Source organism: Spirosoma daeguense (assembly GCF_054776875.1).
The window spans coordinates 206,200-232,569 of record NZ_BAAHBF010000011.1; the positions used below are offsets into that span (position 1 = coordinate 206,200).

Sequence of the window (26,370 nt, forward strand, 5' to 3'; positions counted from 1 at the left end):
CGGTTTGTTCTTTCTTGAACTGATTTTAAACGGGTTGGCTGAATTATTCGGAATAATTCAGCCAGGCTAATTTTTGATCAGAAAAGAAAATTATAAACAGCGCCACCAAACACGATTAGCTATTAGACTGACAATGACAAGTGTGACCGGCACTGACGCCACGGAACAGTTTCTGGCCGGGGGCGGAGAAATGGGTAAATTAATTCGATCGATGGACTGGAGTAAAACTCCGTTAGGCCCCGTCGAATCCTGGCCGCAAAGTCTGCGTACATCTGTCAGTCTCTGTCTATCATCAACCTTTCCGATATTAATTGCCTGGGGGCCAGAAACTATTCAGATATACAATGATAGTTATCGCCCAATCTGCGGAGCTAAGCATCCGGAATCGATGGGGCAGAATTTTAGAATCTGCTGGGAAACGGCCCTCCCTGTAGTTGGCGATGCTTTTTCCCGAGGAGAACAGGGCGAAGGTACCTACATTAAAGACCAGCGGATGTTTCTGGATCGATTCGGCTACCTAGAAGAAGCGTTTATGACGTTTTCGTTTGCGCCTATCCGTGATGAATCGGGTGGAGTTGGTGGTATTTTTCACCCGATTACGGAGACAACCGACAAAATGCTGAGTGCCCGCCGAACGCAGGTTTTACGCGACGTAGCAGCACTAACGGGAGATGCCAAGCTCAACGAAACAATCTACAGCAACTTCACAGCATCCCACGCCGATTTTACGCTGGATTTACCTTTTCTACTTTTTTACGAGTTTCAAAATGATGGACAGCGAGCGAAACTGGTGAATGCCGAGGGCCTTGCCGAAGGTGAATCGATTCCGACGCATTTGCTCGATATCGACGTAGTGGCTACTGACTGGCTTTCCGACGTATCAAAGCTTACCATTGTAGAGGATTTAGCGCATCGTTTTGCCGAGATACCTAGCGGGCCATACCCGGAATTTCCACATACGGCGGTCATTTTGCCGATTCAGATTTCTACAAAAGAGCAGCCATTCGGTTTTATTATGGCAGGAGTTAGCCCCTGTAGAGCACTCGATACCGATTATTTGAATTTTTATTCGCTTTTAGGGAATACCATTAGTACGGCTTTTTCAAACGTATATGCTTATCAGGAAGAGCAAAAACGGGCCGAAGCACTTGCCGCCATCGATCAGGCAAAAACAGCGTTCTTCAGCAATATAAGCCATGAGTTTCGTACCCCTCTCACACTCATGCTTGGGCCACTGGAAGAGCTTTTGTATGACGAAAATATTCGTCAATCAGACCATAAAGAATCTATTAAAACCACCCATCGTAATGCAAAGCGTTTGCTGAAACTGGTTAATAATTTACTTGATTTTAGTCGGATTGAAGCCAATCGTGTGCAGGCTCAGTTCCGGCCAGTCGATCTGGTGGGGCTTACAACGGACTTGGCCAGCAGCTTTCGTTCGCTGATTGAAAAAGCTGGTCTGCAATTCATTGTCGACTGCCAGTCGTTGCCTTCGGCGGTGTATGCAGACGCTGAAATGTGGGAGAAAATTGTTCTTAATTTATTATCGAATGCGTTTAAATATACACTAAAAGGAAGTATTCGTATTGAACTGAAGGCTCAACAGGATCAGGCTATTCTTCGCGTTTCTGATACGGGTGTAGGTATACCTGCCAATGAACTTCCGCACATGTTTGAGCGATTCCACCGGGTCGAAAATTCCGGTGGTCGAACCCACGAAGGCTCTGGTATTGGACTTTCACTCGTAAATGAACTAATCCAGCTTCATAAAGGCTCCATTCGTGTTGGCAGTGTGGAGGGCGAGGGTACTACGTTCACGGTTTCTATGCCTCTCGGAAATACGCATATAACAACTCCATTATATAGTATTAATGAGCAGAAAGAACGTAACAACGCATTGGCCGACGCTTTCCTAATGGAAGCCCAATCGATGCTGCCCAATGACGAGCGGTTTTCGGCTGAAGGGGAGATAGTACCTGAATCTGTGTTCGTTTCTGAAAGTAGCAAAGAGACGAGTGTGCTGATTGTTGATGACAATAATGACATGCGGGCTTATCTGGGTCGTTTGTTAGAACCACATTTCATTGTACGTGATGCAATAAACGGGGTTGATGCGTTACAGAAAATTGCCCAAAACCATCCTGATCTGATTCTGAGCGACATTATGATGCCGGTGATGGACGGGAAAGAATTACTGAAGCAGGTAAAGGCCAGCCCTGATACGGCACGTATTCCTTTGATTTTTCTGTCGGCACGCGCGGGTCAGGAATCACGTATCGACGGTCTGGAAGCAGGTGCCGACGATTATCTGGTAAAACCTTTTTCGGCTCAGGAACTCCTTACCAAAGTCCGTACGCAGGTAGTACTGGCTAAATCGCGGCACTATGAGGAAACACGTCTGCGCAACTTAGTACAGCAGGCTCCTGTAGCTATGTTATTGGTTAAAGGCGAAGCCCTAACGATTGAATTGATTAATCAGGCATTCCTTGACTTGATCGACAAACAGGCTGATATACTAGGCCAACCGCTCTTAACTATTATACCCGAACTGGAGCGTCAGAACGTAGTAGAGCAGTGTATCGACGTATTAAAAACCGGCGAATCATATCAGTCAACAGCCGTTGAAATACCGGTCCGCCGAAACGGGCATCTCGAAAATGGCTATTTCAACGTTTTTTATACGCCTTATTATGAGGGTGATATGCGTACGGGCGTATTGCAGGTGGTTACCGACGTAACAGAACAGGTATTAGCCAGCAAACGTACTGAAGAAAGTGAGAATCGGTATCGCCAATTAGCCACCGAGCTTGATCTGCGCGTTGAGCAACGTACTAAATCACTGGAAGAGGCTAATGCCGATCTGCTACGTTCGAACAAAAATCTGGAGCAGTTTGCCTATGTTGCTTCTCACGATTTACAGGAGCCGCTACGTAAGATTCAATCATTTAGCACCATCATGCAGGAGCAGTACGGTACTATGTTGCCGGAAGAAGGCAATGATTATCTTCGGCGAATGCAGGTTGCTGGCTCCCGGATGTCTACCCTTATTAAAGATTTATTAGCCTACTCACGTATCTCTACCCGGCAGGCTCCTGTAGCGCCTGTGCCGTTATCGCTGGTGCTGGAGAACGTAACGCAGAATCTTTCCATGATGGTCGATGAAACACAGGCAGAGATTACGATTGGCTCATTACCTGTGGTGCAGGGGGATCGTTTACAGCTAGAGCAACTTTTTCAGAATCTGCTCAGTAATGCGTTAAAGTTTCGTCGGCCCGACGCTTATCCGCAAATTCAGGTTACTACGTATCAACTGAATGCTGCCGACCTGCCCGATTCTATTCGTCCTACTCGTGTGGCAAGCAGCTATTACCGAATCGACGTAGCAGATAATGGTATCGGTTTCGACCAAAAATATACCGAACGTATTTTTCAGGTTTTTCAGCGACTGCATAATAAAAATACATACGAAGGCACAGGTATTGGCCTGGCTATTTGCGAAAAGGTAGTCGCCAATCACGGCGGAGCTATCACCGCAACAAGCACCCTCGGTGAAGGAGCCACGTTTAGTGTATACCTGCCCGTTGATAGCGATTCATAAAAAAAGCACTACGTAGCGCTACGTAGTGCTTTTTTTATGCGAATCAGAAGGATTATTTCTTGTCGATGCGGTACAGTCTACCCTGATCCGTTACGGCGTAAATAGCACCATCATTTCCCTGGGTAACATCCCGGAAACGCTGATACTCACCTGATAATAGCCGTTCTTCGCCTACTACCTTGTTGTTCTCGATAACCAACCGGGCAATGTGCATACCGCTTAGCGAGCCAATGAACAGGTTATTTTTCCATTCAGGAATACGATCACTGCTATAGAAAGTCATGCCGCTTGGCGATATCGATGGGTCCCAGTAATAAACAGGCTGCTCAAGACCGTCTTTCTGTTGGATGCCTTCGCCTACTTTTTCGCCACTGTACTCGATACCATACGTAATGGTGGGCCAACCGTAGTTCTTACCGGGCTGAATCCGGTTCAGCTCATCGCCACCTCTTGGGCCAAATTCATTTTCCCACAGATCGCCCGTTACCGGATGCCAGGCCAGCCCCTGAACGTTACGGTGCCCATACGAATATAGTTCAGGACGAGCATTCGACTGTCCTTCAAATGGATTTCCAGCAGCCGGTTTGCCATCTTTTGTAATACGAATCACTTTACCCAAACCCGAATTTACCGACTGAGCTTGTGGACGGGTTACTTTATCAGAGCGCTCTCCCGTACTGATTACCAGATTGCCCGATTTGTCGATAAGAATCCGGCCTCCGTAATGCAGCGTGCCTTTATAGCCGGGTGTTGCGCGATAAATGACCGTTGCGCCTTCAATCTTTTTCTCATCGGCCGATAGTTTTCCCTTCGCTACGGCGGTTAGATTACCTTCAGCACCGGCTTCCGAAAACACCCAGTACACCATTCGGTTGGTGGCAAACTCTGGGTCAACGCGCAGCCCAAGTAATCCACCCTGACCCGCTGAATTGACTTTAGGAAGCCCGGTGATTGGCTCACTTAGTTTACCAGCCGACGTAGCGATACGTAGCGTCCCTTCTTTTTCTGTAATTAATAACCGACCATCGGGCAAACTCGTGATGCCCCAAGGCTTCTGAAGAGCTTCGGTTAAGACCTTACCTTCGTAATTGGTGGTTGATTTCACCGCTCCGATCCGGGTTTGGCCGGCCGAAGCTGATTTATAGGCCGAATTTGGCTCTTTCGTCTCTACGGAGGCACTTTGCCCATAACTTGCCAATGCCAGTGTAGAACCCGCAACGGTTAATAGAATACTGCTTTTCATTGTTAGTTAGAGTATTGATTTACGTGAATTTGGAATGATGACCTGTCAGGATCGAAGAAAGCTGTTCGGTTTTACGGTCTATATACGCTCAACCTCGCTGGATTACTTCGTCAAATTTAGCTTTATAAATTCTCCCTATTGGAATTTCTTCATTATTGATGCGAATATACGTAGCACTAACGGCTTGAATATGGTTCAGTGCCACAATGAATGATTTATGAATTCGGGCAAATCGATCAGGAGGTAGTTTCTCTTCCAGATAACTAATACGTAGGTAAGATACCAACGTGCCCGACACCGTATGAATTTTTACGTAATCTTTCAGCCCTTCAATCCATAGAATATCATCCAGAAAGAGTTTGACCATCTCTTTATTTACTTTAAAGTACTGATAATCTTTTCCCGTTTTTACGGGTTCAGGTGTTTCTGAAACCAGCGGCATCGTGGGCGAAAACCGGTAAATCTTTCCCACTGATTGCAAAAAACGTTCAAACGATATTGGCTTTACTAAAAAATCCAGTACGTCAAATTCATAGCTATCTAACGCATATTCCCGAAAGGCCGTTGTGAAAATTACCTTAGGCCGATACCCCAACGGACGTAGTAAATCAAAACCTGTTAGACGAGGCATTTGAATATCCAGAAAAACAACATCTACAGGCGTGTGCTGCAACATACGTAGCGCCTGCGTTGGACTGTTGGAAACGCCTAACAAATCTAAATCGGGCAACCGACTGATATACTCTTTCAGCAGATCGGTTGCCAGTGGTTCATCATCCAGTACAAAACAACGAATAGCCATCAGTTTACACTAAATTTTAGAACCGCCAGAAACTGCCCCTCTTCCTGTAACGTAATCAACTCATAATTGTCGGGAAACAGGATATCCAGTCGTTTTTTCAGATTCGCTAAGCCCAGACCTTGCGTGGATGTTTTCGTTACTACGTCCTGCACGGAGTTTTCGGCAGAAAACACCAGCCGATTACCGCTTTGCGACAAGTGTAACTGAATCCAGCAATCGGTTTCAGTTTGGGCGGCTCCATGCTTAAAAGCGTTTTCGACAAAGGGCAACAATAACATCGGCGGAATCATTAGCTGCGTTGAACCAGCCAACTCGCTGAAGTTTGTCTGAACATCCAGTCTGTTTCCATAGCGAATTTGCTCCAGCGAAATATAATCCGTTAAGTAATCCATTTCTTTCGTGATAGGAACCGTTGACCGATGGCTTTCGTGAAGTTGATAGCTGAGCAATCCGGCCAGACGTTGCAGTAAATGCGGCATCTGCGCTGGCTGATGAATAGAGACCGAAATCAGATTATTGAGCGTATTGAATAAAAAATGGGGCTGAACCTGCGACTGAAGCAATCGATATTCGGTTGCTAGTTTTTCACGACGATAGGTTTCATTTAATCGTTGTTGTTGCAACGTGTGCCGAACCAGATCGACCGCTACAAAAAGCGCAACAACTAGATGCAATTGCATGGATTCGGCCAGAACTTTCGGCCAGTACAGATACGGTTTTTGCAACCCGTCTGGAAAGTAAATCGGATAATATAAGGTATAATTGATTGCCCGACGTAGTAAGCCAAACACGAGTAAACCACTAAGTAGGCTGAGCCAAAATCCAGTCATACGACCCGATAGTAGAAAATGGCGAATAGTGACCAGCAGATGCCAGTAACCAGCTACTACGAGCAATGGGAGGTTAGGCGTAATTAAACAAAGGCTTTGCTGGAAGTTATCCATATAAGCCCCTGTGTTCAACCATTCGAAAAGAAAATAACCCAGCCAGAAAATACTCTGTAAACGAGCTTCCTGATAGAGCTTAATTATATTGAAACGAGCCATTATCAATGATTTGCTTCATAATGAACGGTTAAATCTACGCGCTCTCCCGCTTAAATGGAGAATAATTTGACCAACAACCTGAATGCACTCCCTAACAGAGAATTTCTTCGACAAACAGTCAGTTGGGTCGACCAACAGCGCTGAACGAGCCAGTGAAGTTATGCGTAGCGTCCAGCGAATTGTTAGTCTAAAATAGACTACACGTATTGAACTAATGAATTGCTTTGTCGGACAAATGCAACCTTTATCATTCTCTAGCTATGGCAATCTTGCAAACACCCCTACGTTTATCTACGTTACGCTACGTAGCATCTTTTTTGGAATATGGGTTATCCGCTTGTCTGATACGTTTCACTACGTTCCCTAAGCAGACGTATCTGATTTTGTTATTGATCAGCAGCTTGGGTTTCACTATAAGTCGGGCTCAGACGTATCAGACAACCGATCAACAAGCAGCGCAAATAGATTCAACGAATGGATACTGGCGTCTTAACACGCAGGCCGCGACACGTAGCACGCGAGTTCAGTTTTTTAGTCCCGATAGCCGACTCCTTTATGAAGAGATTTTGCCCGGGAAATGGGTAAGCCTTAATCGGAAAACCCAAAGACAGTTCGATAAACTGTTAGCTCAACTCATCAGTAACCAACTTGTGTCGTCACGAATCAAAACGGAAACGTTGCCACCAACGCCACTTGAACTACCAAAATCTGGCTTGACTGTTACGCCCGATAATCCTACGAATTCGCCAATGCCCGCTTCTTATAAAGTCCACGCCTATGTTAGCCAGTCGGGAAAACTATATTTGGTTATTGACAATCCCGACCGGTTTCGCTATAAAATCAAGATAATTGATCAACGAAATCGATCACTCTATGAAGAATTTGCCAATCTTGACCAATACCGACGTAGACTTGATGTGTCAAGTCTTTCAGTTGATTCATATCAGATTGTGATTCAGATTGGTAATGAACCTTTTGTTTACAAGATAAAGCAACAAACCTCCAAAACGGCTTATAGCCTTTATCCTATTGTTGCTAAAAAACAGCCGGATAGCAGTGAACTAAACACACCCCATAGCCAAATTCCACCTGCCAAACTCGATTTGTAATTGACTCAATGCTGGCATTGACAAATCTCAATGAAACTATACGTAGCATACTGTGCAGCTAGCTTTCAGTTAGGCTAAAAACGACAGAATCAGGAAATAACGGGTGACGTACTAACCTCCGCTTCTATTGGAACTTCGAACTGGTAACCTACTGAAAAACCTGAAAAGTCTTTATTCAGGCAATAAGACGTCAGTTCCAGACGGTCGTCATTTCGGTGAACGGCCAGATAGTGAAACAATGGTTTATAATCGGAAGCTAAATCAGGCAAACGACTAGGCGAGTTGTTAAGTGGTTGACGAAGTCCGCCACCACCGCCAATAACCAGAAATGTTTTTCCGTCGAACTCATATCGCTCGAACGCGTGCGAATGCCCCGTAATAAAAAGTTTCGCTTTTGACGAACGCAAATAAGGCGGTACAAATCGGTGTTGCACCAGTTTTGAAGAGCCAACCAGTTTGCTGTTCGAATAGGGGGCATGATGACACGTAACGATAACTACTTTTATGGCGGGGTCGTTATCTAATTCTTCAAGCGTTTGTTCATACCAGGTTTGCTGTTGCACCAGATCGGCTACGGAGAGAATACTGAAATTAGAGTTCAGCATCACTACAGCAATTGAGTCGGTTGTTTTTACGTAACCAGTTGGAATATGGTCGGGAAAGCGCTTCTGGAAATTTCTGGCTCCTTTTTTGGGGCGGCCCATTACGTCGTGGTTGCCCATGATGGCGTAAACGGCCGTCTGTACTTCAGTACACTTCAGCAGAAACTGGTCAATAATTCGCCATTTGTTGTTCCGATAGCCTAACGACACAATATCGCCCAGCCAGTAAAGTACTGCTGGCTGTTTTCGAACGATTTCGTTGAAAATGGTTTGGGTTGCCTTTTTGTTCTGATGGGTACGTAATACCAGCCGTTCGACCCACATCGGGGCTTGGGTATCGCTCAAAAACAAAATTTCTTTCTTTTCCTGTGAGTTTTCCATAATACGTCATTACCAGAACGATACGTTACCACGAGAAAGCGCGCCAGACCAAATGGACTTCGGCCACAAAAGCAGCATTTTCGCTGGCAACAGCATCATACCATTTTAATTCGACCGCTGCTCTGAACCGTCGGCCAATGGGTTGGGCATAGGATGCACCGGCCATCCAGCCAGTACTATATGTACTGGCATTAACTACGCCATTATAATTTAGTTGCGAACGTACTATATAAACGCCTGTTCCACCCATAATTGACATACGTCGGGCAAAACTACGTTCTGTTCCAGTGAGCCAGCCAAGGGGCATCGCAAACATGAGTAAAATAGGCGTAGTTGATACGTATACACGCGAACGTTCACCGTTGATCCAGCCCCGATAACCATACAAAGTTGTCCATCCTGTTTCCAGCCCGATACGTAGTCGGTGGTCGGGATACCACATCACGCGGATTGTTGCCGGAACCCCAAATCGGCTTACGTGTGGATCTTCTAAGGTTGGCGGAATGCCCAGGTGTGTTGAAAAATACGAAAGCCCGGTTCCTGCCGTAACCACCAACGCATAAGGCCCTCGCTGGCTAAGCAGGGAATCTATCTCCGGCGTTTGAGCATAGGTAGTAGAATAACTGGCGAGCAGAATAATAAGCCAATAGAGCGGACGCAAAAATGATCTCATCGGTTATTGTTGAATGTAATGATGATAAGCGACCAGCGTTGAATAATTCGATAAAATGCCGTCGAATCGGCCCTCATTGATAAATTCACGGATAAACTGAGGCTCGTCGAGCGTCCAGACAAATACAGTACGTCCTTCTTTTTGCATAAACTGTACCTCATCGTTAAGTGGGCCGAGTGTCCAGCGCGGGGCCCAGATGGGCGAATTCAACGTAGTACGCGTGGTGGCGGTGTCTAATTCCGATAGAATGGGCGTATCGGTTTTGTCAGGTAAGGCCATATACGATGCGAGGGCTTCGGCGCTCGGTATACCAATCACAATCTGTACGTTACGTCCTAATTGTGCGGCCCGTTGTCGATATTTTCGCTGAATTGCCTGAATTGGACCCATCGGACCAATGTATTTTGTATCGAGCCAGACAAAATTCAACGGCGTATTCATAAGAACCGTTTCCAGTGCTTCCTCCAGCGTTGGGATTTTCTCGCCATTGATCAGCCTGACCATGTTGGTTAACTGCTTATAGGTATAATCTTCGATTGGTCCATTCAGGCCGTTTTTCTGAATGAGCCGAAGATTTAGATTATTGTCATGATACAGAATCGGGACGCCATCTTTTGTATAGCGCACGTCAATTTCGATACCATTTGCACCTAATCGAGATGCCAGTTTGATAATTTCAACCGAATTTTCGGACGAAGGCAATAAATCGGAAGTACGTCCGCCACTGCGGTGAGCAAGAATGCCAAATGATTTCTGATTAAGTGGGCGGCTATAGGTTAACGTGAGCCGACGAGTGGGCTTTGCTTTTGCATCGTTATACAATCCGCTGATCACAAGCGTATCGCCAGTGGCCAGACGTCCTGCGTAATTCTGAAGCTGCCCGTTGTGTTTCATCTGTACCGCAAACTGAGCGAGTCCAGTATCGGTATTTGATAATTTTCGCCAGTAACCTGCTAGGGCCAGACTGTCGGCCTGTGGTTGGCCTGCCAGCGAAAAATACGTAGCATCGGTGCCAGAAAAAATCGACAGGTAATACGTAGTATCGTTGCCTTCGCGCAGGAATGTCCATTTTACCACCATCTGATCGCCGAATCGGTCGGAACCATCCGTAACATTATATACGCCTTCCATCGACTGTCGAATCGACGTAGTGAATTTTCCAGCACCGGGTAAATCAGGGCCTGTGTATGGTACGGGCGCTTCGTAAACTTGTCGGCATCCTACCACTAGCAGCCACGCAAGACCAATTAGCCAGAAATATGATGCTTTCATAAGATAAAACCGAAAAAGAGTTGTGGGTAAAATAAAGGTCGGTCAAAGGTTTCGTAAAGCGACCAGAATTGCCAGTTGAAACGAGTATAAGACGCCCGGATGCCTAGTGTTACGTGTTGCTTTTTGTAAAATGGCTGCTCCAGTGCAAAGGCAAAAGCACCCCCGCTTAATTGGTTGCGGTGATAATCTACCGATAAGCTCCCTACCTGCGAGTGGTAATAGAAATCGAAAATGGCCTCAGTTCGTGCCACCAGTTGAAGTGTTCGGGTTAATCGGTAACCAACGGAAAGGTTTGGATAATTAGAGACACCATAGGCCTGAGCGTCAAACACATCCTTTATTTTTAAAACGCCGATCCAACCGTTCACATCGTAACCAGCCGACACAAACAACTTCTCCGAAAGCGGCATAGCCCAGCGTAGACCAAGATTCAGACTATTCTGAATAAACTGAGTCTGTAAACGACCTACCAGGTAAAGGTTTTTGGTGAGTCCACGCTGTAAATGCAAATCAATGGCTGGTACCGACACCCTGACTTCTTCGGTAATTTCTGGGGGGGTAGCGGTAAAAACCAATCCAACAGACCGTCGCCATTCGCCCGGCCTTGGTGCTTGTGGAAAATAGATAGAAGGCTGCTCGGGCTTTTCGAATCGTTCGCGTCTCTGCCGAACTAGCTCTGGGTCACGCCCAAATCTGAATAGTGGTCGACGTGTTGTGGAACGGGTTTGCGCTATAACAACTTCAGCAGTTGTAAGCAGCCATATAGATAGAAAGCTGGCTATGAAAAAAGAATGCCGACGTGTATTCACTTAACAACAGAACTAATAAGTCAGATGAAATAAACTATGCAGAAAAAAATATGTTGCAATCAGCGGCCGAATTGATAGGAATGCACTTAAAAAGGGCATCCATTACCGTAAAAAAGTAGTGATATAAGAAGGAAGGGAGCGGCTAACGTATTAGCAGATACGAAGGCAATGTAATGGCTTTTCGTTGATAATAGGAATGGCCATAAAAGTAAAAACCCCCGACACCGAACAGGCATGAACAGTGCTACGGGGGTCACCTCAACTTTAAAGGCTGTGCGGCTGAGGTGAGCTGCCACGACGCAATATGCAAAGCCTGTGATTAAGTCGGAGATTTATTGATTAAACGGTACTAAATTGCAATAGGGGCCGAATAAGCCCCTATTTTAGTGTACATATACGATAACTAACCCTTATATAAGTGACTACAAAAGGGCCGTCAACGCTCGGCTATTGGTGGTGAGTTGCGGACGTAACCGTCGGGTGCGCCGACGGGAAATCGTAAGTTGACGATCCTGCGAAAGCTCGACAAACGGCGACGATACGTGACGGAACCGATACGCAACAATGTGGGCCGGATTTACCAGGGTTCCTTTGTGAATTCGGAGAAAAGTTGGCAAGCGTTCTTCCAGCCGTTTCAACGTGATGGCAACCAGCAACGGTTTCTGACCCACCACATACAACGTAGTGTAATTGCCCATGGCTTCCAGATATTCGATGGCGGCAACAGGAATGGGGCGTTTTGTTGTGTAGTAGGGTAGTAAGAGGGTGTCCATAGTAGTGTGTTTGTTTACTGTGTTCAGTACGTATCAGCTCGAAATCTGATGAACGAAAATAGAACCTGACAAAATCAGGCCCAGCAGTAAGGCGGATGAAGAGTCAAAAAACTGGATTGAACTGTCATTTTTAACGAATGACCAGATAGGCTACTACGTAGAATATCAATAAAATAAGAGGCTACTTACACTACGTTATAAAATCAAAAAGAATATCCTTTCCGTATAGGCTACGTAGCTAACAATTGATTTCGACTCAAAGAAGGGTTCTTGATGAAAGGGAATCATTTCCCCATTCGTTCTGGTGTCCAGTAGGGTTCTGGCGATGAGATAAATTCGACGGGAACTTCTGGAATAAACTCTTTTAACCACTCGGCACAGTATTTCATGCCCGCTTGCTCAGATAACACGTGGCCTAGCACGATTAAGCCTTTCTTCTGCCCGGACGTAATCGCATCCTGTACATACTCAACCAGCTCCCATTCGCGGGTTTCGCCTACAATCAGTACGTCGGCCTGAGCCAGATAAGGAACGCCGGGCATCATACTGGCATAGCCCCAACTCGCCATCACTTTGTTGACCGAAAGCTTCGGGTCACCAATTACACGCATTGATTTTATGTTGAGCTTCACTGCCATTTCCCGCGCCAGACGCTCCAGTGTCATATTCTGAAATGTGAATAATCGCGGGTTTTCAGCATCCTGATTTTTTGCCCAGCCCAACTCTCGCACCATTCCCGTAGCGATACCATCCGGTTTTCGGCCATGCCAGTGATCGTGAAAATGGAAAACCGCCATGTTATTCTTTTGAATAAAGTCGCGTTTGAGCTGATAAAGTGCATCTTTCTCAACAGGCTCAATCTGGTCTTGGTGTGAGTAATACGTTGGCTCATGCGTAATGACCATATTCAGCCCTTTGGCGTTTGCCCGCTGGAGGGCATCGAGCGTTGCCATCATGGTACTGGCAACTCCTTTGACTGCTAAATCAGGACTGCCAGCAATTAGATTGTCGACGGTTTGCGTTCGCCAGGAAATACCAACGTTGGTTTTGATCCGGTCAATTATCTGCCCAACGGTAAGTTGTTTCGGGCCAATTACAGGAAGATTTCGGAGTGTTGCAAGCCCCAGTGAGGCCATCAGAAAGTTGCGACGATTGGTCTGGAAAGTCATGTTGTAGGCAGTGATTTAATGGTTGGTCAGATAACCTGAGTAAAAGAGAAAACCATCACTAAAATCACTACTGGCTACAAATCTATTTTCTATAGTTAGATAATAGTGTCAAATCCAACATGATTTTTGCCAATTACATGACCTCAATCCGCCTTCCTCCGTTGAGCGTTGTAAGAGGGCGAATTGAGGTAAAGAGCAATACTGGCGTGTATCCTCTGCTGCTGTCCTTTTAAATATTCTTCTGCGTAATAGGCCGCACAACCAGCTCGTTCACATCTACATCAGCGGGTTGGCTGACGGCGAAAGCGACAGCACGGGCTATCGCTTCGGCTGGTAACGTAATGGTCCGGAACTGCTCAATCGCCAGCTTCTTTAATGCCGGATCAGAAATTGTTTCGGCCAGTTCGGATTCCGTAGCACCGGGAGCAACTAGCGTTACACGAACGCCCGGCCCCGCTTCCTGACGAAGTCCATCGGTGAGGGCACGTACCGCAAATTTTGTGGCACTATACACAACCGAGGTTGGCCCAACCCAGCGGTCGCCTACCGACGTAATGTTGACAAACTGCCCACTCTTGTTACTCTCGAAAATAGGCAACGCAGCCGCAATACCGTGCAACACGCCCTTGATATTCACATCGACCATCTGATGCCATTCGTTCACTTTGTACTGGTTTAGAAAGGAGAGTGGCATCAGCCCGGCATTATTGACCAATACGTCTATCTTTCCGAACGTATCCAGTGCAAATTGAACAAACGCTTTCATGCTATCGAGTTGCGTAACGTCTAACGTAGTGAACGCTGCTTTGCCACCTTGATGCTGAATATCAGTAACTATTTTCTCCAGTTTTTCGACCCGACGAGCACCTAATACTACGTTGGCTCCCTGAGCGGCCAGATGGCGCGCAATGGCTTCACCGATGCCGCTACTAGCTCCCGTAATGGCGACAATTTTTCCTTCAATTGATTGATTCATAGTTTGATAGATTAGTAAGCTCCGGCCTAATTAAAATCGGTTGATTTAGTACGTACTTTCTGTTCCTGAAATGTTTGCTTGAGAGAATCCAGCTTCTGATTGGCTCGTTGATAGGCGTCGCTTCCGAGAAGTAAGTGAACAGGTGGGTTTTCGTCCTCAGCAAGTTGCATTAGCACCGCAACCGCTTTTTCGGGATCGCCAGCCTGTGTACCGTCCATTTGCAAATACCGTTCGTGTGAGGCTTTTATCGCTGAATACGCATCAATGGATTGTTTTGCCAGCACCAGCGAATCGTTTGTCAGAAAATTGGTACGGAAAGCACCGGGCGAGACGACCGTAGCATGAATGCCAAACTCTTTCACATCGGTTGCCAGCACTTCAGTTAAGGCAATGACGGCGGCTTTGGTGGCTGCGTAAACCGACCAGCCAGTCGCTCCGGCGATTCCTGCAATAGAAGCAACATTGATAATGTGTCCCGACTGTTGTGCTCGCAAATGGGGCAATACGTTACGTATCACATTCAGCGTACCAAATACGTTAACATCGAAGCTATCGCGGGTTTCCTGATCGGTCAGCTCTTCTATACTCCCGCCAATGCCATAACCTGCGTTGTTGACTACTACGTCGATGCGGCCAAACGTAGCAATCGTTTCCTGAATCGCCTGCGCTACGTTGCTATCGTTGGCCAAATCCACTGTTATTGGCAGAAACTCTGGAGAATTGTGGATAACTGCCTGAACCAAACCGTCTTTGTTACGTGACGTAGCAGCTACAGAATGACCCGCTCGCAACAACTGTTTCACCAGCGTCAGGCCCAGCCCTTTGGATGCTCCCGTCACAAACCATACTTTTTTGTTGTTCATAACCTTGCTCATTTTGTGAGAGCAAAGGTAGAGCGACGATTCTGGACAGCTATTACGGGCTACAAACCAATACTTACAAAATTCAAACCTTGCGGTAAGCCGAAGGAGTTAACGAGGTGTTTTTCTTGAAAAAGTTGTTGAAGTGAGCCGGTTCATCGAAGCCAAGGCTGTAGCTGATCTGGGCAACATTCCAGTTCGTGTGTTTCAGGAGCGCCTGCGCTTCGTTGATAACCCGCTCGGTAATTAGATCGGAGGTGGTTCGGCCGGTTGTAGCCCGAACCGACCGATTGAGGTAGTTGACATGCACCGCCAGTTGATCAGCGTAGTCGCTGGCCGAACGTAGCTGAAATCGTTGTGTGGGCGTTTCGATGGGAAACTGGCGTTCAAGCAATTCGGTAAAAACAGCCGTCAGTCGGGATTTGGCGTCGGTATGTTTGTGTAACGTATCGGAAGGTTGCTGCTTTAGTGCATAATGAATCAACTCCGATACATAGTTGCGAATGAGGTCGTATTTGAACGGATAATCCGATTCGATTTCGGTCAGCATTTTCTCGAATAACTGTCCAACCTGATCGAATTGTGATTCTGAAAGTATATAAGCAGGCAGTCCACCCAGCTTAAACATAGGCAATTCATGCAGTCCATTACGGCTCGTTTCGCTAAAAAAGCCTTCCCGAAAAACGCAAAAATAACCGTTGTTAACTTCCGAAACCGGCTCCCAGGTGTAGGGCACCTGCGGGTTGAAAAAGATCAACGTAGTGCCGTTTATTTCGAGACTTTTATCGGCGTAGTGATAAATGTTATGACCACGTAGCAGACTGATTTTGTAAAAACCACGACGGCTGTACTGCCCCGGTGCTCCGGCCGACGATTGATGATCTTCTAGTCGAAATACGTTGAAGTGGCCAAGATCCTGTTGAAGGTTATCGGGTAGCCAGTTGAATTTATTCTTATAAAAATCTTCAAGCGTTTCGGTTGTTGCCATAGTTCGAAATTACATAATTCAAACCTGAGAATCCAGCAATGCTACGTTACGTTCGTTATTTTATCGTTTTTTATGATAGGAACGTACCAGTTAAAAAAGAGAAAAAAGCAGAAAATCGGACACAGAACTATTTTATGCCGTAAAATTGCCCCGCTGAAAGTAGAGCAATGAGTAGGAAGAGCTTTTACCTATTGTACTACGTATTACGTATCGTATAGATCAATTAATCTCATCATAATGACAAAATCTGCAGATATCGGCTTAATCGGTCTCGCCGTGATGGGCGAAAACCTTGTGCTGAACATGGAAAGCAAAGGGTATACCGTAGCTGTTTATAACCGGACCGTTGAGAAGGTCGACCACTTCATCAATGGACGAGGAGCGGGAAAAAATTTCATCGGCGCGCATTCCATCGAAGAACTGGTTGCTTCGCTGGAACGGCCCCGGAAGGTAATGATGCTGGTGAAAGCTGGTCAGCCGGTCGATGATTTTATCGAGCAAATTATCCCGCATCTGGAGCCGGGCGATATTATTATTGATGGCGGTAACTCGTATTTTCCGGATACCATTCGCCGGGCACAATACGTTGAAAGTAAAGGTTTTCTGTATATCGGAACGGGCGTATCGGGTGGTGAGATCGGCGCACTGACGGGGCCTTCGATGATGCCGGGTGGTAGCGAAAAAGCGTGGCCATTCGTAAAAGAAATTTTCCAGTCGATTGCCGCTAAAGTAGACGATGGTACGCCTTGTTGCGACTGGGTTGGCAGCGATGGGGCCGGTCACTTTGTGAAAATGGTGCACAACGGCATCGAATACGGCGATATGCAGATTATTGGCGAAGCGTATCAGGTGATGAGAGATCTGCTGGGTATGAGCGCCGACGAAATGCACGAAGTCTTTAAAAAATGGAATACCGAAGAACTCGACTCGTACCTGATCGAAATCACGGCCGACATTATGGCCTATAAAGATGAAGATGGTACGCCGATGGTCGATAAGATTCTGGATACGGCTGGTCAGAAAGGTACCGGAAAATGGACCGGAACAGCCGCTCTTGATCTGGGTATTCCGCTGACGCTGATTGGCGAATCGGTATTTTCTCGTTTTCTATCGGCGCAAAAAGCCCTTCGTGTTGACGCGTCGAAAGTAATCAGCGGACCAAAACCCGAATACAGTGGCGATAAAGCGCAACTGCTCGATGATTTGAAAATGGCGCTTTACGGTGCAAAAATCATTTCGTATGCACAGGGTTATAACCTGTTCATGGCCGCTGCGAAAGAATACAAATGGAATCTGAATTATGGCGACATCGCGCTTATGTGGCGGGGTGGTTGCATTATCCGTTCGGCGTTTCTCGGCGATATTAAAAAAGCGTTCGACAAAAATCCTGAATTGCCCCATCTGTTGCTTGACGATTTCTTCAAAGAGAGAATCGAATTGGCTCAGGCTGGCTGGCGTCGGGTTTGTGCGGCTGCATTGATCAATGGCATTCCAGCACCGGCGCTTACATCGGCATTGTGTTATCTGGATGGTTTCCGCACCGAATGGTTACCTGCCAACCTGTTGCAAGCCCAACGCGATTACTTTGGTGCACACACCTACGAACGTATTGACAAACCACGCGGTCAGTTCTTCCATACAAACTGGACTGGCGAAGGTGGAGATACCGTATCGACGGCGTATAACAACTAGTTAGCGTAATGTCGTTTGCAAACAGAACCCAACGTAGTATGAGACTAATGGTCATACTACGTTGGGTTCTGTTTATTTAACATGTGCCTATTAATAAGCCACTTAGCATTCGATACGTGGGAGAGAATTATGTTACGTTATCATTTTGCCATTGATTGATAACACCACCCTGCTGCTACAATTGTTTCAGGGCTTCCCCGCAAATTTCCTGTACTTTCGCCCAGCATTATTACAATCATTGTTTTATCGACCGCATGAAAAAACAACTTTTTCTCCTCTTTATAACCGCATTTTCCTTCACATTCTACACGCAATCTACTGCCCAAACAACAGACTGGGTCGAATTGGTAAATCCGCTCATTGGCACTGATTCGAAACCCAGCTTATCGAACGGTAATACGTACCCGGCCATTGCGTTGCCCTGGGGTATGAATTTCTGGATGCCACAAACCGGAAAAATGGGGGATGGTTGGGCTTATACGTATGCCGCCGATAAAATACGTGGTTTCAAACAAACGCACCAGCCATCGCCCTGGATGAACGATTATGGTCAGTTTTCGATCATGCCTATTTCCGGGAAACTAAGGATTCAGGAAGATCAGCGAGCCAGTTGGTATTCGCACAAGTCCGAAGTTGCGAAACCCTATTATTACAGCGTATATCTGGCCGATCACAACGTAACAACAGAAATTGCCCCAACCGAACGGGCTGCGAGCTTTCGGTTTACGTTTCCGAAAGCTGATAGCTCGTTTGTTGTGATTGATGCGTTTGATAAAGGTTCGTACATTAAGGTTATTCCGAATGAGCGTAAAATCATTGGTTATACAACCCGGAACAGCGGTGGCGTACCTGCCAACTTTAAAAATTATTTCGTCATTTATTTTGACAAGCCGTTTACATCGTCGCTGACCTGGCACGAGAATAAAATCGCGAAAGACACTCTCGAATTAACTGCCAATCATGCCGGGGCTGCTATCGGATTTAAGACCAATGCTGGTGACCAGATTCACGCTCGTATTGCTTCATCGTTCATTAGTTTCGAACAGGCCGAACTGAATCTGAAAGAGATTGGCAACGATTCATTCGAAACAACCTGCAAAAAAGCCAAAGAAGCCTGGAATAAGGAATTAAGCCGGATTCAGGTTGAGGGAGGTTCGCTGGCGCAAATGCAGACGTTTTATTCGTGTCTGTACCGGTCGTTGCTTTTTCCGCGTAAATTCTACGAACTTGATGCCTCCAACAAAGTGGTTCACTACAGCCCTTACAATGGTCAGATTTTGCCCGGTTATATGTTCACCGATACGGGTTTCTGGGATACGTTTCGGTCGTTGTTTCCATTCCTGAATCTGATGTATCCGTCGCTGAACGCGCACATGCAGGAGGGGTTGGCGAATGCTTATAAAGAAGGAGGCTGGTTACCCGAATGGGCCAGTCCGGGCTTGCGTAACACTATGATTGGCTCAAACTCGGCTTCTATTATTGCCGATGCCTACTTGAAAATGGGTGGAAACTATGATATCAATACACTCTATCAGGCAGTGCTGAAAAACGCCGAAAACGAAGGGCCACTGGATGCTGTTGGTCGGCGTGGAGCTGCTTTTTATAATAAACTTGGCTACGTTCCTTACGACGTAAAAATCAACGAAAATGCGGCCCGGACGCTGGAATATGCATACGATGATTTTGCAATCTATCAGTTAGCCAAAGCATTAAAACGGCCACAATCAGAAATTGATCTGTTTGCAAAACGGTCGCAGAACTACCGAAATCTGTTCGATAAACAAAGTGGACTCATGCGTGGCAAGAATCAGGACGGTACGTTCCAGTCGCCGTTCAACCCGTTTAAATGGGGCGATGCATTTACAGAAGGCAATAGCTGGCATTACACGTGGTCCGTTTTTCACGATGTTCAGGGACTGATTTCGCTTATGGGCGGTCAAAAGAAGTTTGTATCAAAATTAGATTCGGTCTTTACCATGCCGCCTGTATATGATGAAAGTTATTACGGTAGTGTAATTCATGAAATTCGCGAGATGCAGATTGCCAACATGGGCCAGTATGCACACGGCAATCAGCCGATTCAGCACATGATTTATTTGTATAACTACGCGGGCGAACCGTGGAAAGCGCAATACTGGCTTCGTGAAGTAATGAATCGGCTTTATTTACCAACGCCCGACGGCTATTGTGGCGATGAAGATAATGGGCAGACATCGGCCTGGTACGTATTTACGGCTATGGGTTTTTATCCGGTTTGTCCCGCTACGGATCAGTACGTAACAGGTGCTCCTTTGTTTAAAAAGGTAACGGCCACGCTCGAAAATGGGAAGAAAATCGTCATTAGTTCGCCCGCCAATAGTGCCCAAAATCGCTACGTTAGCGCCATGCGACTGAATGGTAAGCCTTACACAAAGAACTGGTTAAGCCATAAAGAACTCCAGCAGGGTGCTGTTATCGACATCGATATGGTCGCCAACCCAAACAAACAGCGGGGAACCCAGCCTATCGATTTCCCATATTCATTCTCAACCGATAAGAAGTGAACCAACGTAGCATTCAGGACGTAGCATAACAATTGATAGACTGTTATGCTACGTCCTGAATGCTACGTATCAGTTAGTTCTCATTAGAGCTTATTTCGCTAAATCAACGCCAAGACTGAACGCAATCCATGCCTCTGACCGATCCCGGTACAAGTTAATAGAGGCTGGGAATTTAGTAAACGTGATGGGATTCTTGATTTGAATATATTGTACTGGGGCAATAAGAGCGGCACCGTTACCTGTAGCGTAATTCAGTTGGAGCGTAAAACTAACCCGATTAGGACGACTATTTGCTGAGGGCATGTCAGGGCTAACGTCCACTTTTTTGATCAACGTAACTTCACTTGGAGTGATGGGACTACTGACGGTTGACCGGCCTATTTCATAGAATCCCGTCTTTAGTGGAGGAAGACCAGCGGTATTTGGTTTAGGGGAGAAACTGGGCGTATTGATGCGTTTAAAATCGAGTGATACGTTGTAAGTATAGGAATCGCTACCAGTCGAGTGAATGGTTTTGACCGCCTTACTTTTCGGCAAACTTACGGTTGTGTTGGTAGGAGTAATTTTACCGACGACCTCCTGATTTTTTCCTAGAAAATACAGCGTCTGGATTTGAAATTCACAGGGGAAAAGTCTGGGCTGGCCATTACTCATTTTACAGGGAACGGGAACTGGCGGAACCGCATCAAGATCGGGCCGTGAGGAAAGTAAACTGGCTATGAGTAACGTAAATAGGATCGTTTTCATGGTAAGGATAAGAATATGATTAGTAGTAATGATGCAATATAGTTCAGTTGATATTTAACGTTATTACCGATAGATAAAAGCCTGATAGTTAGAGTAAATACAATTCCATCGGATACTTTGCTTTCTAACTAATTGCTGGTTTATCCTCATGGTAGGTAAACTAATATAGACCGTTGTTGTGTCGACAATGGGCGCGTTTTGGGTAAGGTTGTCAGGTTTATTTACCTAAAAATCGATAAAAAATAAATTGTGTAGTCAAATAGCTACGCCTATATTTGTAGTCAAATGACTACGTAATGAATCTGAGACGAGACGTATTTCAGGCCATTGCCGACCCCACCCGAAGGGCAATTCTGCTTCTGGTGGCATCGCAAGCCATGACGGCCGGAGCCATCGCTTCGAACTTCGACACTGCCCGGCCCACCGTGTCGAAACACCTGCAAATTCTTACCGAGTGCGAATTGCTCGCGCAGGAGCAAAATGGTCGGGAAATCTACTATCATATCAACGCCAAAAAGATGAAGGAGGTCGCCGAATTTATCGAACCTTTCCGTCAGTTGTGGGACGACCGCTTTAATAAACTGGAAGCCATCATGAAAAACTACGGTGCAAAACAATAGATATGTTATGGGGCTAAAAACAAAAATCAAGGCAGAAGATGGCAAACAGGAAATCGTGATTACACGCGAGTTTGAATTGCCGCTGGAGCTACTTTTTAAGGCATACGAAGAACCGGAACTTGTTGCACAATGGATGGGAACAAAAGTGCTGAAGCTCGACAATAAAAAATACGGCGGTTACCAGTTTGAGACCTCCGATGCGCAGGGAAACGTAGTGATGCGAGCCAGTGGTGTTATTCACGAATTTGTTCCGAACCGGAAAATCACTCGAACATTCGAGATGGAGCAGTTATTAGTTGACGTTCAACTTGAATTTCTGGAGTTTGAAAAACTGACCGACACCACCAGTAAACTCACGATGCACGTTGTCTATAAATCGGTTACGGTCAGAGACCAACTGTTGCAGCTTCCGTTTGCGAAGGGCATCAATATGGCTCATAACCGATTGCAGGACGTAGTAAGTAAACTGCACGTAACGGCATGACAGAGCACGTAACGAATCCGAAGGTCGATTTCTTTTTCAACAAGACTGGTAAGTGGCAAGCCGAATTTGCGCAACTCCGCCAACTCATTCTCGATTGTGGCCTGATCGAAGAGTTGAAGTGGGGCGTTCCGTGTTATACGTATCAAAACCATAACGTAGTGCTTATCCACGGTTTCAAAGAGTATTGTGCCATTTTGTTTGTTAAAGGGGCTTTATTGCATGATGCCGATGGTATTCTGATTCAGCAAACGGAGAATGTACAGGCGGCACGGCAGGTTCGGTTTACCAATGTTCGGCAAATTACTGAACGGACTGCTACGTTGAAAGCCTATATTTTTGAAGCCATCGAAGTTGAAAAAGCCGGTCTGAACGTAGCGTTAAAAAAGACGTCGGACTTTGTTGTTGCCGACGAATTTCAAATCAAACTGGACGAACTCCCGGCCTTGAAAACGGCTTTTGAGGCATTGACACCCGGTCGGCAACGAGCCTATCTGTTTCATTTCTCGCAGGCCAAACAAGCCAAAACCCGGACCACCAGAGTTGAAAAGTGCATCCCTCAAATTCTTGTCGGAAAAGGATTAGAGGATTAATGTAGCCAGCTCGTCCGTGATTACTGGCGAACCAACATTTATACATCTTAAAACCGAAACAACGTGAGCAGTGCAACGAAACAATCATCAGTGGAACAATATGAAGGGTTGCTGGACGTATTGAAAACTCGTTTTGAGAAAAATACAAACCGCCATGAAGGACTTGCCTGGGATGCCATACAGGCAAAACTGGAAGCGAATCCGGTAAAATTACGGTCGCTCGATGAAATGGAGCTAACAGGCGGTGAACCCGATGTGGTTGGCTATGACCAGCAAACGGGTGAATACATTTTTTACGATTGTTCGGCCGAAAGCCCAAAAGGTCGTCGGAGCGCTTGTTTTGACCGGGCCGCGTGGGAATCTCGGAAAGAAAATAAACCCGAAAATACGGTGATGGAAATGGTCGCCGATATGGGAATTGAATTGTTAAGCGAAGAGCAATATCGGGAGCTTCAGAAGCTTGGCAAATTCGATTTGAAGACGTCGAGTTGGGTACAAACGCCTGCTGAAATTAGAAAACTTGGTGGCGCACTCTTTTGTGATCGTCGATACGATACGGTCTTTGTCTACCACAACGGGGCAGAATCGTACTATGCCGCCAGAGGGTTCCGTGGCTCGCTACGTGTTTGAAACAGGCGATGACTATTTTAATTGTATACAGCCATCCGAGTAAGAACTCGTACACGTATCAGGTGCTGCAACGAATAAAAGCCGTTTTAGAGCGGCAAAATTGGGAAGTTATGCTTTCGGATTTGTATGCAATGGATTTCCGGAGCGACATGACCGAGCAGGAGTACGAACGCGAAGGATTTGCCCGAACTGAACTTCCTATTGCGGATGATGTTCGGCTGGAACACCAGAAAATAGAAAAAGCCGATTGTATTCTTTTCGTCTATCCGGTCTGGTGGAGCGACTGTCCTGCCAAGCTGAAAGGCTGGTTCGACCGGGTTTATTCGGTTGGCTACGCGTATGGATATGGCGAAAGCACACAACGAATGAAAACGATAAGCCTCGGCATGGTAATTTGCACGGCTGGTCACCCGAACCACTTTTTAACCGAAATCGGTATTGCCCAAAGTATGGAGACAGTCATGTTGGCCGACCGGCTAGGTAAACGATTCGCGCACAAGGAAATGTTGATTCTGGGGGGAACACTGGACTTAGAAAACGTAAGGCAACAACATTTGCAACTCATCGACGAATTGCCAACGACGATTAAGCACTATTGTCGCTAACGTAGCTATAAATCCAAAGCCCTCATGAGGATTTAAAGTAGAAACAAACCCGCTCAACCTTAACGGTTTATGGGAAAAGCCTGGTTGATCTTAGTAAGCTGTTTTGTAATTTCGTTTGCCCTAAAGGCGCAGGATGGGCGAGTTCGTGAGGTGAGAACCAACGTACCGCTCGACTCGATCCGATTGAGTGACCCGTTTATTCTCGCTGATCGCCCGACCAATACGTATTACATGACTGGCACGGGTGGTATGCTTTGGAAAAGTAAAGACCTGGCGTTTTGGGATGGACCTTACAAAATAACCCAAACCGACCCAAATTCCTGGATGGGACCCAATCCGATGATCTGGGCCGCCGAAATCCATCGCTACCAAAACAAGTACTACTATTTTGCTACGTTCACCAATCGGGCGGTTAAAATTGATACCGTTAAAGGACGAGAAATAGAACGGCGGGCCTGTCACGTACTGGTCAGCGATAAACCTGATGGTCCGTATATACCGATGCAGGATGCTACGTATCTGCCCGCCAATATGCCTACGCTAGACGGAACATTATGGGTCGATAAAGACAAGAAGCCGTATATGGTTTATTGCTATGAATGGTTGCAAAGCCTGAACGGAACCATCGAAAAAATTGAATTAAAACCCGATTTAAGTGGCTCAATTGGCACTGGTAAAGTACTATTTCGGGCTAGTGATTCGCCCTGGAGCCGGGAGAAAGACGACAAAGGAAGCGATAAACCCAACAAAGTAACCGACGGCCCTTACCTGTTTTATACAAAAACCGGACGCCTGGCCATGATCTGGACAAGTTGGATTTACGACGTCTATACGCAAGGCGTTGCCTATTCAAAAAGCGGTACGTTAGATGGCCCTTGGGTGCAGGAAAAAGAACCGATCAATGCCCCCAATTTCGGCCATGGCATGTTGTTCCAAACGTTCGATGGCAAGTTGCTCATGTCGATTCACAGTCACAAAAGTGTAAACGGACGTACCGTCCGCGTTCCGCATTTAGTTGAAGCCGATTTATCTGGCGATAAGCTCGTTATTGGCAAACCATACAGGCCCACGAATTAATCCAATAGCAAATGCTGGTTACTACGTAGCAATCAGTCATTTGCCAATAATCTCTTTCCTGTGCGATAATCCCCAATAATGAAGCTCCTCGATTACCTTTTCGAGCGACATACCATGCGCTGTAATGGAGTATTCTACGGTTGGCGGAAACGTATCAAACACCTCGCGCTTAACCAATTTATTACTCTCAAGGTTTTTCAACTCTTTCGATAACGTTTTGTCGGTGATACCGCCGACTTCGTTAGCTAATTGCCTGAAACGTTTTGGGCCAGGCGACAATGCGAACAGAATCAATAGCTTCCATTTTCCTTCCACAGCCTCCAGCGCATCTTTTATTGAGAGCATCGTTTTGGGGCAACCTTCTCCAGTGAGCATTACGTATCGTTTTTGGTGATTCAGTTTCTACGTTACTATCCTGTTGGCTAGTACTTTCCAACAAGGATAGCGCTTTCTATTGGAAAGCAATGGGGGCTACTTTTGTTCCATTCACATAAAATCAATGCAGTATGGAAAACCAGCAGACTTCGTCAAAAGCAGTTCATATCGCCCTTTGGGTAGCACAAGTAGTTTTAGCCGTCAGTCTTATCTGGGCCGCTTGGATGAAACTAGTTCAACCCGTTGATCAACTAGCCAATATGTGGCCTTGGGCAGGCCAGGTTCCTGTAGCGTTGGTAAAATTTGCGGGTATCGTTGATTTACTAGGTGCTCTTGGATTGGTGTTACCTGCTCCGCTACGTATTCAACCGAAACTCACGCCCATCACAGCAATTTGCGTTATCATACTTATGGTATGCGCCAGTGTTTTCCACATCCTGCGCGGAGAAGCATTAGTGATAGGTGTAAATATTGTTTTTGCCCTAATGGCCGCGTTTATTGCCTGGGGTCGGTTCCGAAAAGCAAGTATTGACAAAGCGTGGAGTTCCTGCGCAGGTTATCGCTAATTTTTTGGAATTATGTGTTAGCCTGCACAGCGGTGCTTTGCTCGAAGAGTACGAATCGAGCAAACAAGCAATGGGTGGTGCCAATCTGCATAGCCTCACTAAAGAGTTTGTCGCTGTTTATCAGAGTTAATACTTTCTGT

26 protein-coding genes are annotated in these 26,370 nt (G+C 46.1%); 12 read left to right on the forward strand and 14 right to left on the reverse strand.

What is annotated here, in order from left to right; all coding sequences use genetic code 11:
• Nucleotides 1-133: 133 nt before the first annotated feature.
• Entirely contained in the window at nt 134-3,598 is a 3,465-nt protein-coding gene (locus ACYVD4_RS30050; protein WP_460951927.1) for an ATP-binding response regulator, read from the forward strand.
• Nucleotides 3,599-3,650: 52 nt separating this feature from the next.
• Here the strand turns inward: ACYVD4_RS30050 and ACYVD4_RS30055 are convergent, their stop codons facing one another.
• From ACYVD4_RS30055 to ACYVD4_RS30065, 3 genes are all read right to left on the reverse strand, one after another.
• On the reverse strand, nt 3,651-4,841 hold the full coding sequence (locus ACYVD4_RS30055) for a PQQ-dependent sugar dehydrogenase (protein ID WP_460951928.1): 1,191 nt from the start codon (nt 4,839-4,841) through the stop codon (nt 3,651-3,653).
• 88 nt (nt 4,842-4,929) lie between these two features.
• Nucleotides 4,930-5,643: a LytR/AlgR family response regulator transcription factor gene (locus tag ACYVD4_RS30060; protein ID WP_460951929.1), complete on the reverse strand. Its 714-nt coding sequence runs from the start codon at nt 5,641-5,643 to the stop codon at nt 4,930-4,932.
• A complete protein-coding gene (locus ACYVD4_RS30065) occupies nt 5,643-6,689 on the reverse strand; it encodes a sensor histidine kinase (protein WP_460951931.1) in 1,047 nt (348 codons plus the stop codon). Before ACYVD4_RS30065 ends, ACYVD4_RS30060 begins: the two co-directional genes overlap by 1 nt.
• 260 nt (nt 6,690-6,949) lie before the next feature.
• Here ACYVD4_RS30065 and ACYVD4_RS30070 point away from each other — a divergent pair, with 260 nt between their 5' ends.
• A complete protein-coding gene (locus ACYVD4_RS30070) occupies nt 6,950-7,798 on the forward strand; it encodes a hypothetical protein (protein WP_460951934.1) in 849 nt (282 codons plus the stop codon).
• Between the two features lie 89 nt (nt 7,799-7,887).
• Here the strand turns inward: ACYVD4_RS30070 and ACYVD4_RS30075 are convergent, their stop codons facing one another.
• The 9 genes from ACYVD4_RS30075 to ACYVD4_RS30115 form a co-directional block, all read right to left on the reverse strand.
• Nucleotides 7,888-8,781, reverse strand: a complete 894-nt coding sequence (locus ACYVD4_RS30075; protein WP_460951936.1) for a metallophosphoesterase family protein — start codon at nt 8,779-8,781, stop codon at nt 7,888-7,890.
• A 25-nt stretch (nt 8,782-8,806) separates the two neighbouring features.
• Nucleotides 8,807-9,454, reverse strand: coding sequence for a hypothetical protein (locus ACYVD4_RS30080; protein ID WP_460951938.1), 648 nt, complete (start codon nt 9,452-9,454; stop codon nt 8,807-8,809).
• 3 nt (nt 9,455-9,457) lie between these two features.
• Entirely contained in the window at nt 9,458-10,726 is a 1,269-nt protein-coding gene (locus ACYVD4_RS30085) for a glycerophosphodiester phosphodiesterase (RefSeq protein WP_460951940.1), read from the reverse strand.
• Nucleotides 10,723-11,535 carry a hypothetical protein gene (locus ACYVD4_RS30090; protein ID WP_460951942.1) on the reverse strand — a complete coding sequence of 271 codons (813 nt, stop codon included), beginning with the start codon at nt 11,533-11,535 and terminating at the stop codon, nt 10,723-10,725. Before ACYVD4_RS30090 ends, ACYVD4_RS30085 begins: the two co-directional genes overlap by 4 nt.
• Before the next feature lie 422 nt (nt 11,536-11,957).
• A complete protein-coding gene (locus ACYVD4_RS30095; RefSeq protein WP_460951943.1) occupies nt 11,958-12,308 on the reverse strand; it encodes a LytR/AlgR family response regulator transcription factor in 351 nt (116 codons plus the stop codon).
• Between the two features lie 284 nt (nt 12,309-12,592).
• The gene (locus ACYVD4_RS30100; protein WP_460951945.1) at nt 12,593-13,477 is read right to left on the reverse strand and encodes a Nif3-like dinuclear metal center hexameric protein; all 885 of its coding nucleotides are present in this window, start codon (nt 13,475-13,477) and stop codon (nt 12,593-12,595) included.
• 229 nt (nt 13,478-13,706) lie between these two features.
• Nucleotides 13,707-14,453 carry an SDR family oxidoreductase gene (locus ACYVD4_RS30105; RefSeq protein WP_460951947.1) on the reverse strand — a complete coding sequence of 249 codons (747 nt, stop codon included), beginning with the start codon at nt 14,451-14,453 and terminating at the stop codon, nt 13,707-13,709.
• 26 nt (nt 14,454-14,479) lie between these two features.
• Nucleotides 14,480-15,316: an SDR family NAD(P)-dependent oxidoreductase gene (locus ACYVD4_RS30110; protein WP_460951949.1), complete on the reverse strand. Its 837-nt coding sequence runs from the start codon at nt 15,314-15,316 to the stop codon at nt 14,480-14,482.
• A gap of 82 nt (nt 15,317-15,398) precedes the next feature.
• Nucleotides 15,399-16,301, reverse strand: coding sequence for a helix-turn-helix domain-containing protein (locus tag ACYVD4_RS30115; RefSeq protein WP_460951950.1), 903 nt, complete (start codon nt 16,299-16,301; stop codon nt 15,399-15,401).
• A gap of 237 nt (nt 16,302-16,538) precedes the next feature.
• On the opposite strand from ACYVD4_RS30115, the gene gnd reads away from it, so the two are divergent.
• Both gnd and ACYVD4_RS30125 read left to right on the forward strand, forming a co-directional pair.
• Nucleotides 16,539-17,993, forward strand: coding sequence for a decarboxylating NADP(+)-dependent phosphogluconate dehydrogenase (gene gnd / locus ACYVD4_RS30120; protein WP_460951952.1), 1,455 nt, complete (start codon nt 16,539-16,541; stop codon nt 17,991-17,993).
• Nucleotides 17,994-18,247: 254 nt separating this feature from the next.
• Nucleotides 18,248-20,536, forward strand: coding sequence for a GH92 family glycosyl hydrolase (locus tag ACYVD4_RS30125; RefSeq protein ID WP_460951954.1), 2,289 nt, complete (start codon nt 18,248-18,250; stop codon nt 20,534-20,536).
• A 90-nt stretch (nt 20,537-20,626) separates the two neighbouring features.
• Here ACYVD4_RS30125 and ACYVD4_RS30130 read toward each other — a convergent pair whose 3' ends face one another.
• Entirely contained in the window at nt 20,627-21,283 is a 657-nt protein-coding gene (locus ACYVD4_RS30130; RefSeq protein ID WP_460951956.1) for a hypothetical protein, read from the reverse strand.
• Nucleotides 21,284-21,579: 296 nt separating this feature from the next.
• Between ACYVD4_RS30130 and ACYVD4_RS30135 the strand changes: the two genes are divergently transcribed.
• The 6 genes from ACYVD4_RS30135 to ACYVD4_RS30160 all read left to right on the forward strand — a co-directional run bounded on the left by ACYVD4_RS30135 (nt 21,580) and on the right by ACYVD4_RS30160 (nt 25,289).
• Complete coding sequence (locus ACYVD4_RS30135; RefSeq protein ID WP_460951958.1) at nt 21,580-21,903, forward strand: ArsR/SmtB family transcription factor; 324 nt, start codon at nt 21,580-21,582, stop codon at nt 21,901-21,903.
• Nucleotides 21,904-21,910: 7 nt separating this feature from the next.
• A complete protein-coding gene (locus tag ACYVD4_RS30140) occupies nt 21,911-22,387 on the forward strand; it encodes an SRPBCC domain-containing protein (RefSeq protein WP_460951959.1) in 477 nt (158 codons plus the stop codon).
• Nucleotides 22,384-22,977 (forward strand): YdeI/OmpD-associated family protein, encoded by a 594-nt coding sequence (locus ACYVD4_RS30145; protein WP_460951961.1) that lies wholly within the window; start codon nt 22,384-22,386, stop codon nt 22,975-22,977. The genes ACYVD4_RS30140 and ACYVD4_RS30145 overlap by 4 nt, the downstream gene beginning before the upstream one ends.
• Nucleotides 22,978-23,040: 63 nt before the next feature.
• Nucleotides 23,041-23,607, forward strand: coding sequence for a DUF4256 domain-containing protein (locus ACYVD4_RS30150; protein WP_460951963.1), 567 nt, complete (start codon nt 23,041-23,043; stop codon nt 23,605-23,607).
• An 8-nt stretch (nt 23,608-23,615) separates the two neighbouring features.
• A complete protein-coding gene (locus ACYVD4_RS30155; RefSeq protein WP_460951965.1) occupies nt 23,616-24,212 on the forward strand; it encodes an NAD(P)H-dependent oxidoreductase in 597 nt (198 codons plus the stop codon).
• A 69-nt stretch (nt 24,213-24,281) separates the two neighbouring features.
• On the forward strand, nt 24,282-25,289 hold the full coding sequence (locus ACYVD4_RS30160) for a glycoside hydrolase family 43 protein (protein WP_460951967.1): 1,008 nt from the start codon (nt 24,282-24,284) through the stop codon (nt 25,287-25,289).
• A 36-nt stretch (nt 25,290-25,325) separates the two neighbouring features.
• Here the strand turns inward: ACYVD4_RS30160 and ACYVD4_RS30165 are convergent, their stop codons facing one another.
• Nucleotides 25,326-25,664 carry a winged helix-turn-helix transcriptional regulator gene (locus tag ACYVD4_RS30165; protein ID WP_460951969.1) on the reverse strand — a complete coding sequence of 113 codons (339 nt, stop codon included), beginning with the start codon at nt 25,662-25,664 and terminating at the stop codon, nt 25,326-25,328.
• Nucleotides 25,665-25,795: 131 nt separating this feature from the next.
• On the opposite strand from ACYVD4_RS30165, the gene ACYVD4_RS30170 reads away from it, so the two are divergent.
• Both ACYVD4_RS30170 and ACYVD4_RS30175 read left to right on the forward strand, forming a co-directional pair.
• Nucleotides 25,796-26,230: a DoxX family protein gene (locus tag ACYVD4_RS30170; RefSeq protein ID WP_460951970.1), complete on the forward strand. Its 435-nt coding sequence runs from the start codon at nt 25,796-25,798 to the stop codon at nt 26,228-26,230.
• Nucleotides 26,231-26,234: 4 nt separating this feature from the next.
• Nucleotides 26,235-26,360, forward strand: coding sequence for a hypothetical protein (locus tag ACYVD4_RS30175; RefSeq protein ID WP_460951972.1), 126 nt, complete (start codon nt 26,235-26,237; stop codon nt 26,358-26,360).
• The last annotated feature ends 10 nt before the right edge of the window (nt 26,361-26,370 follow it).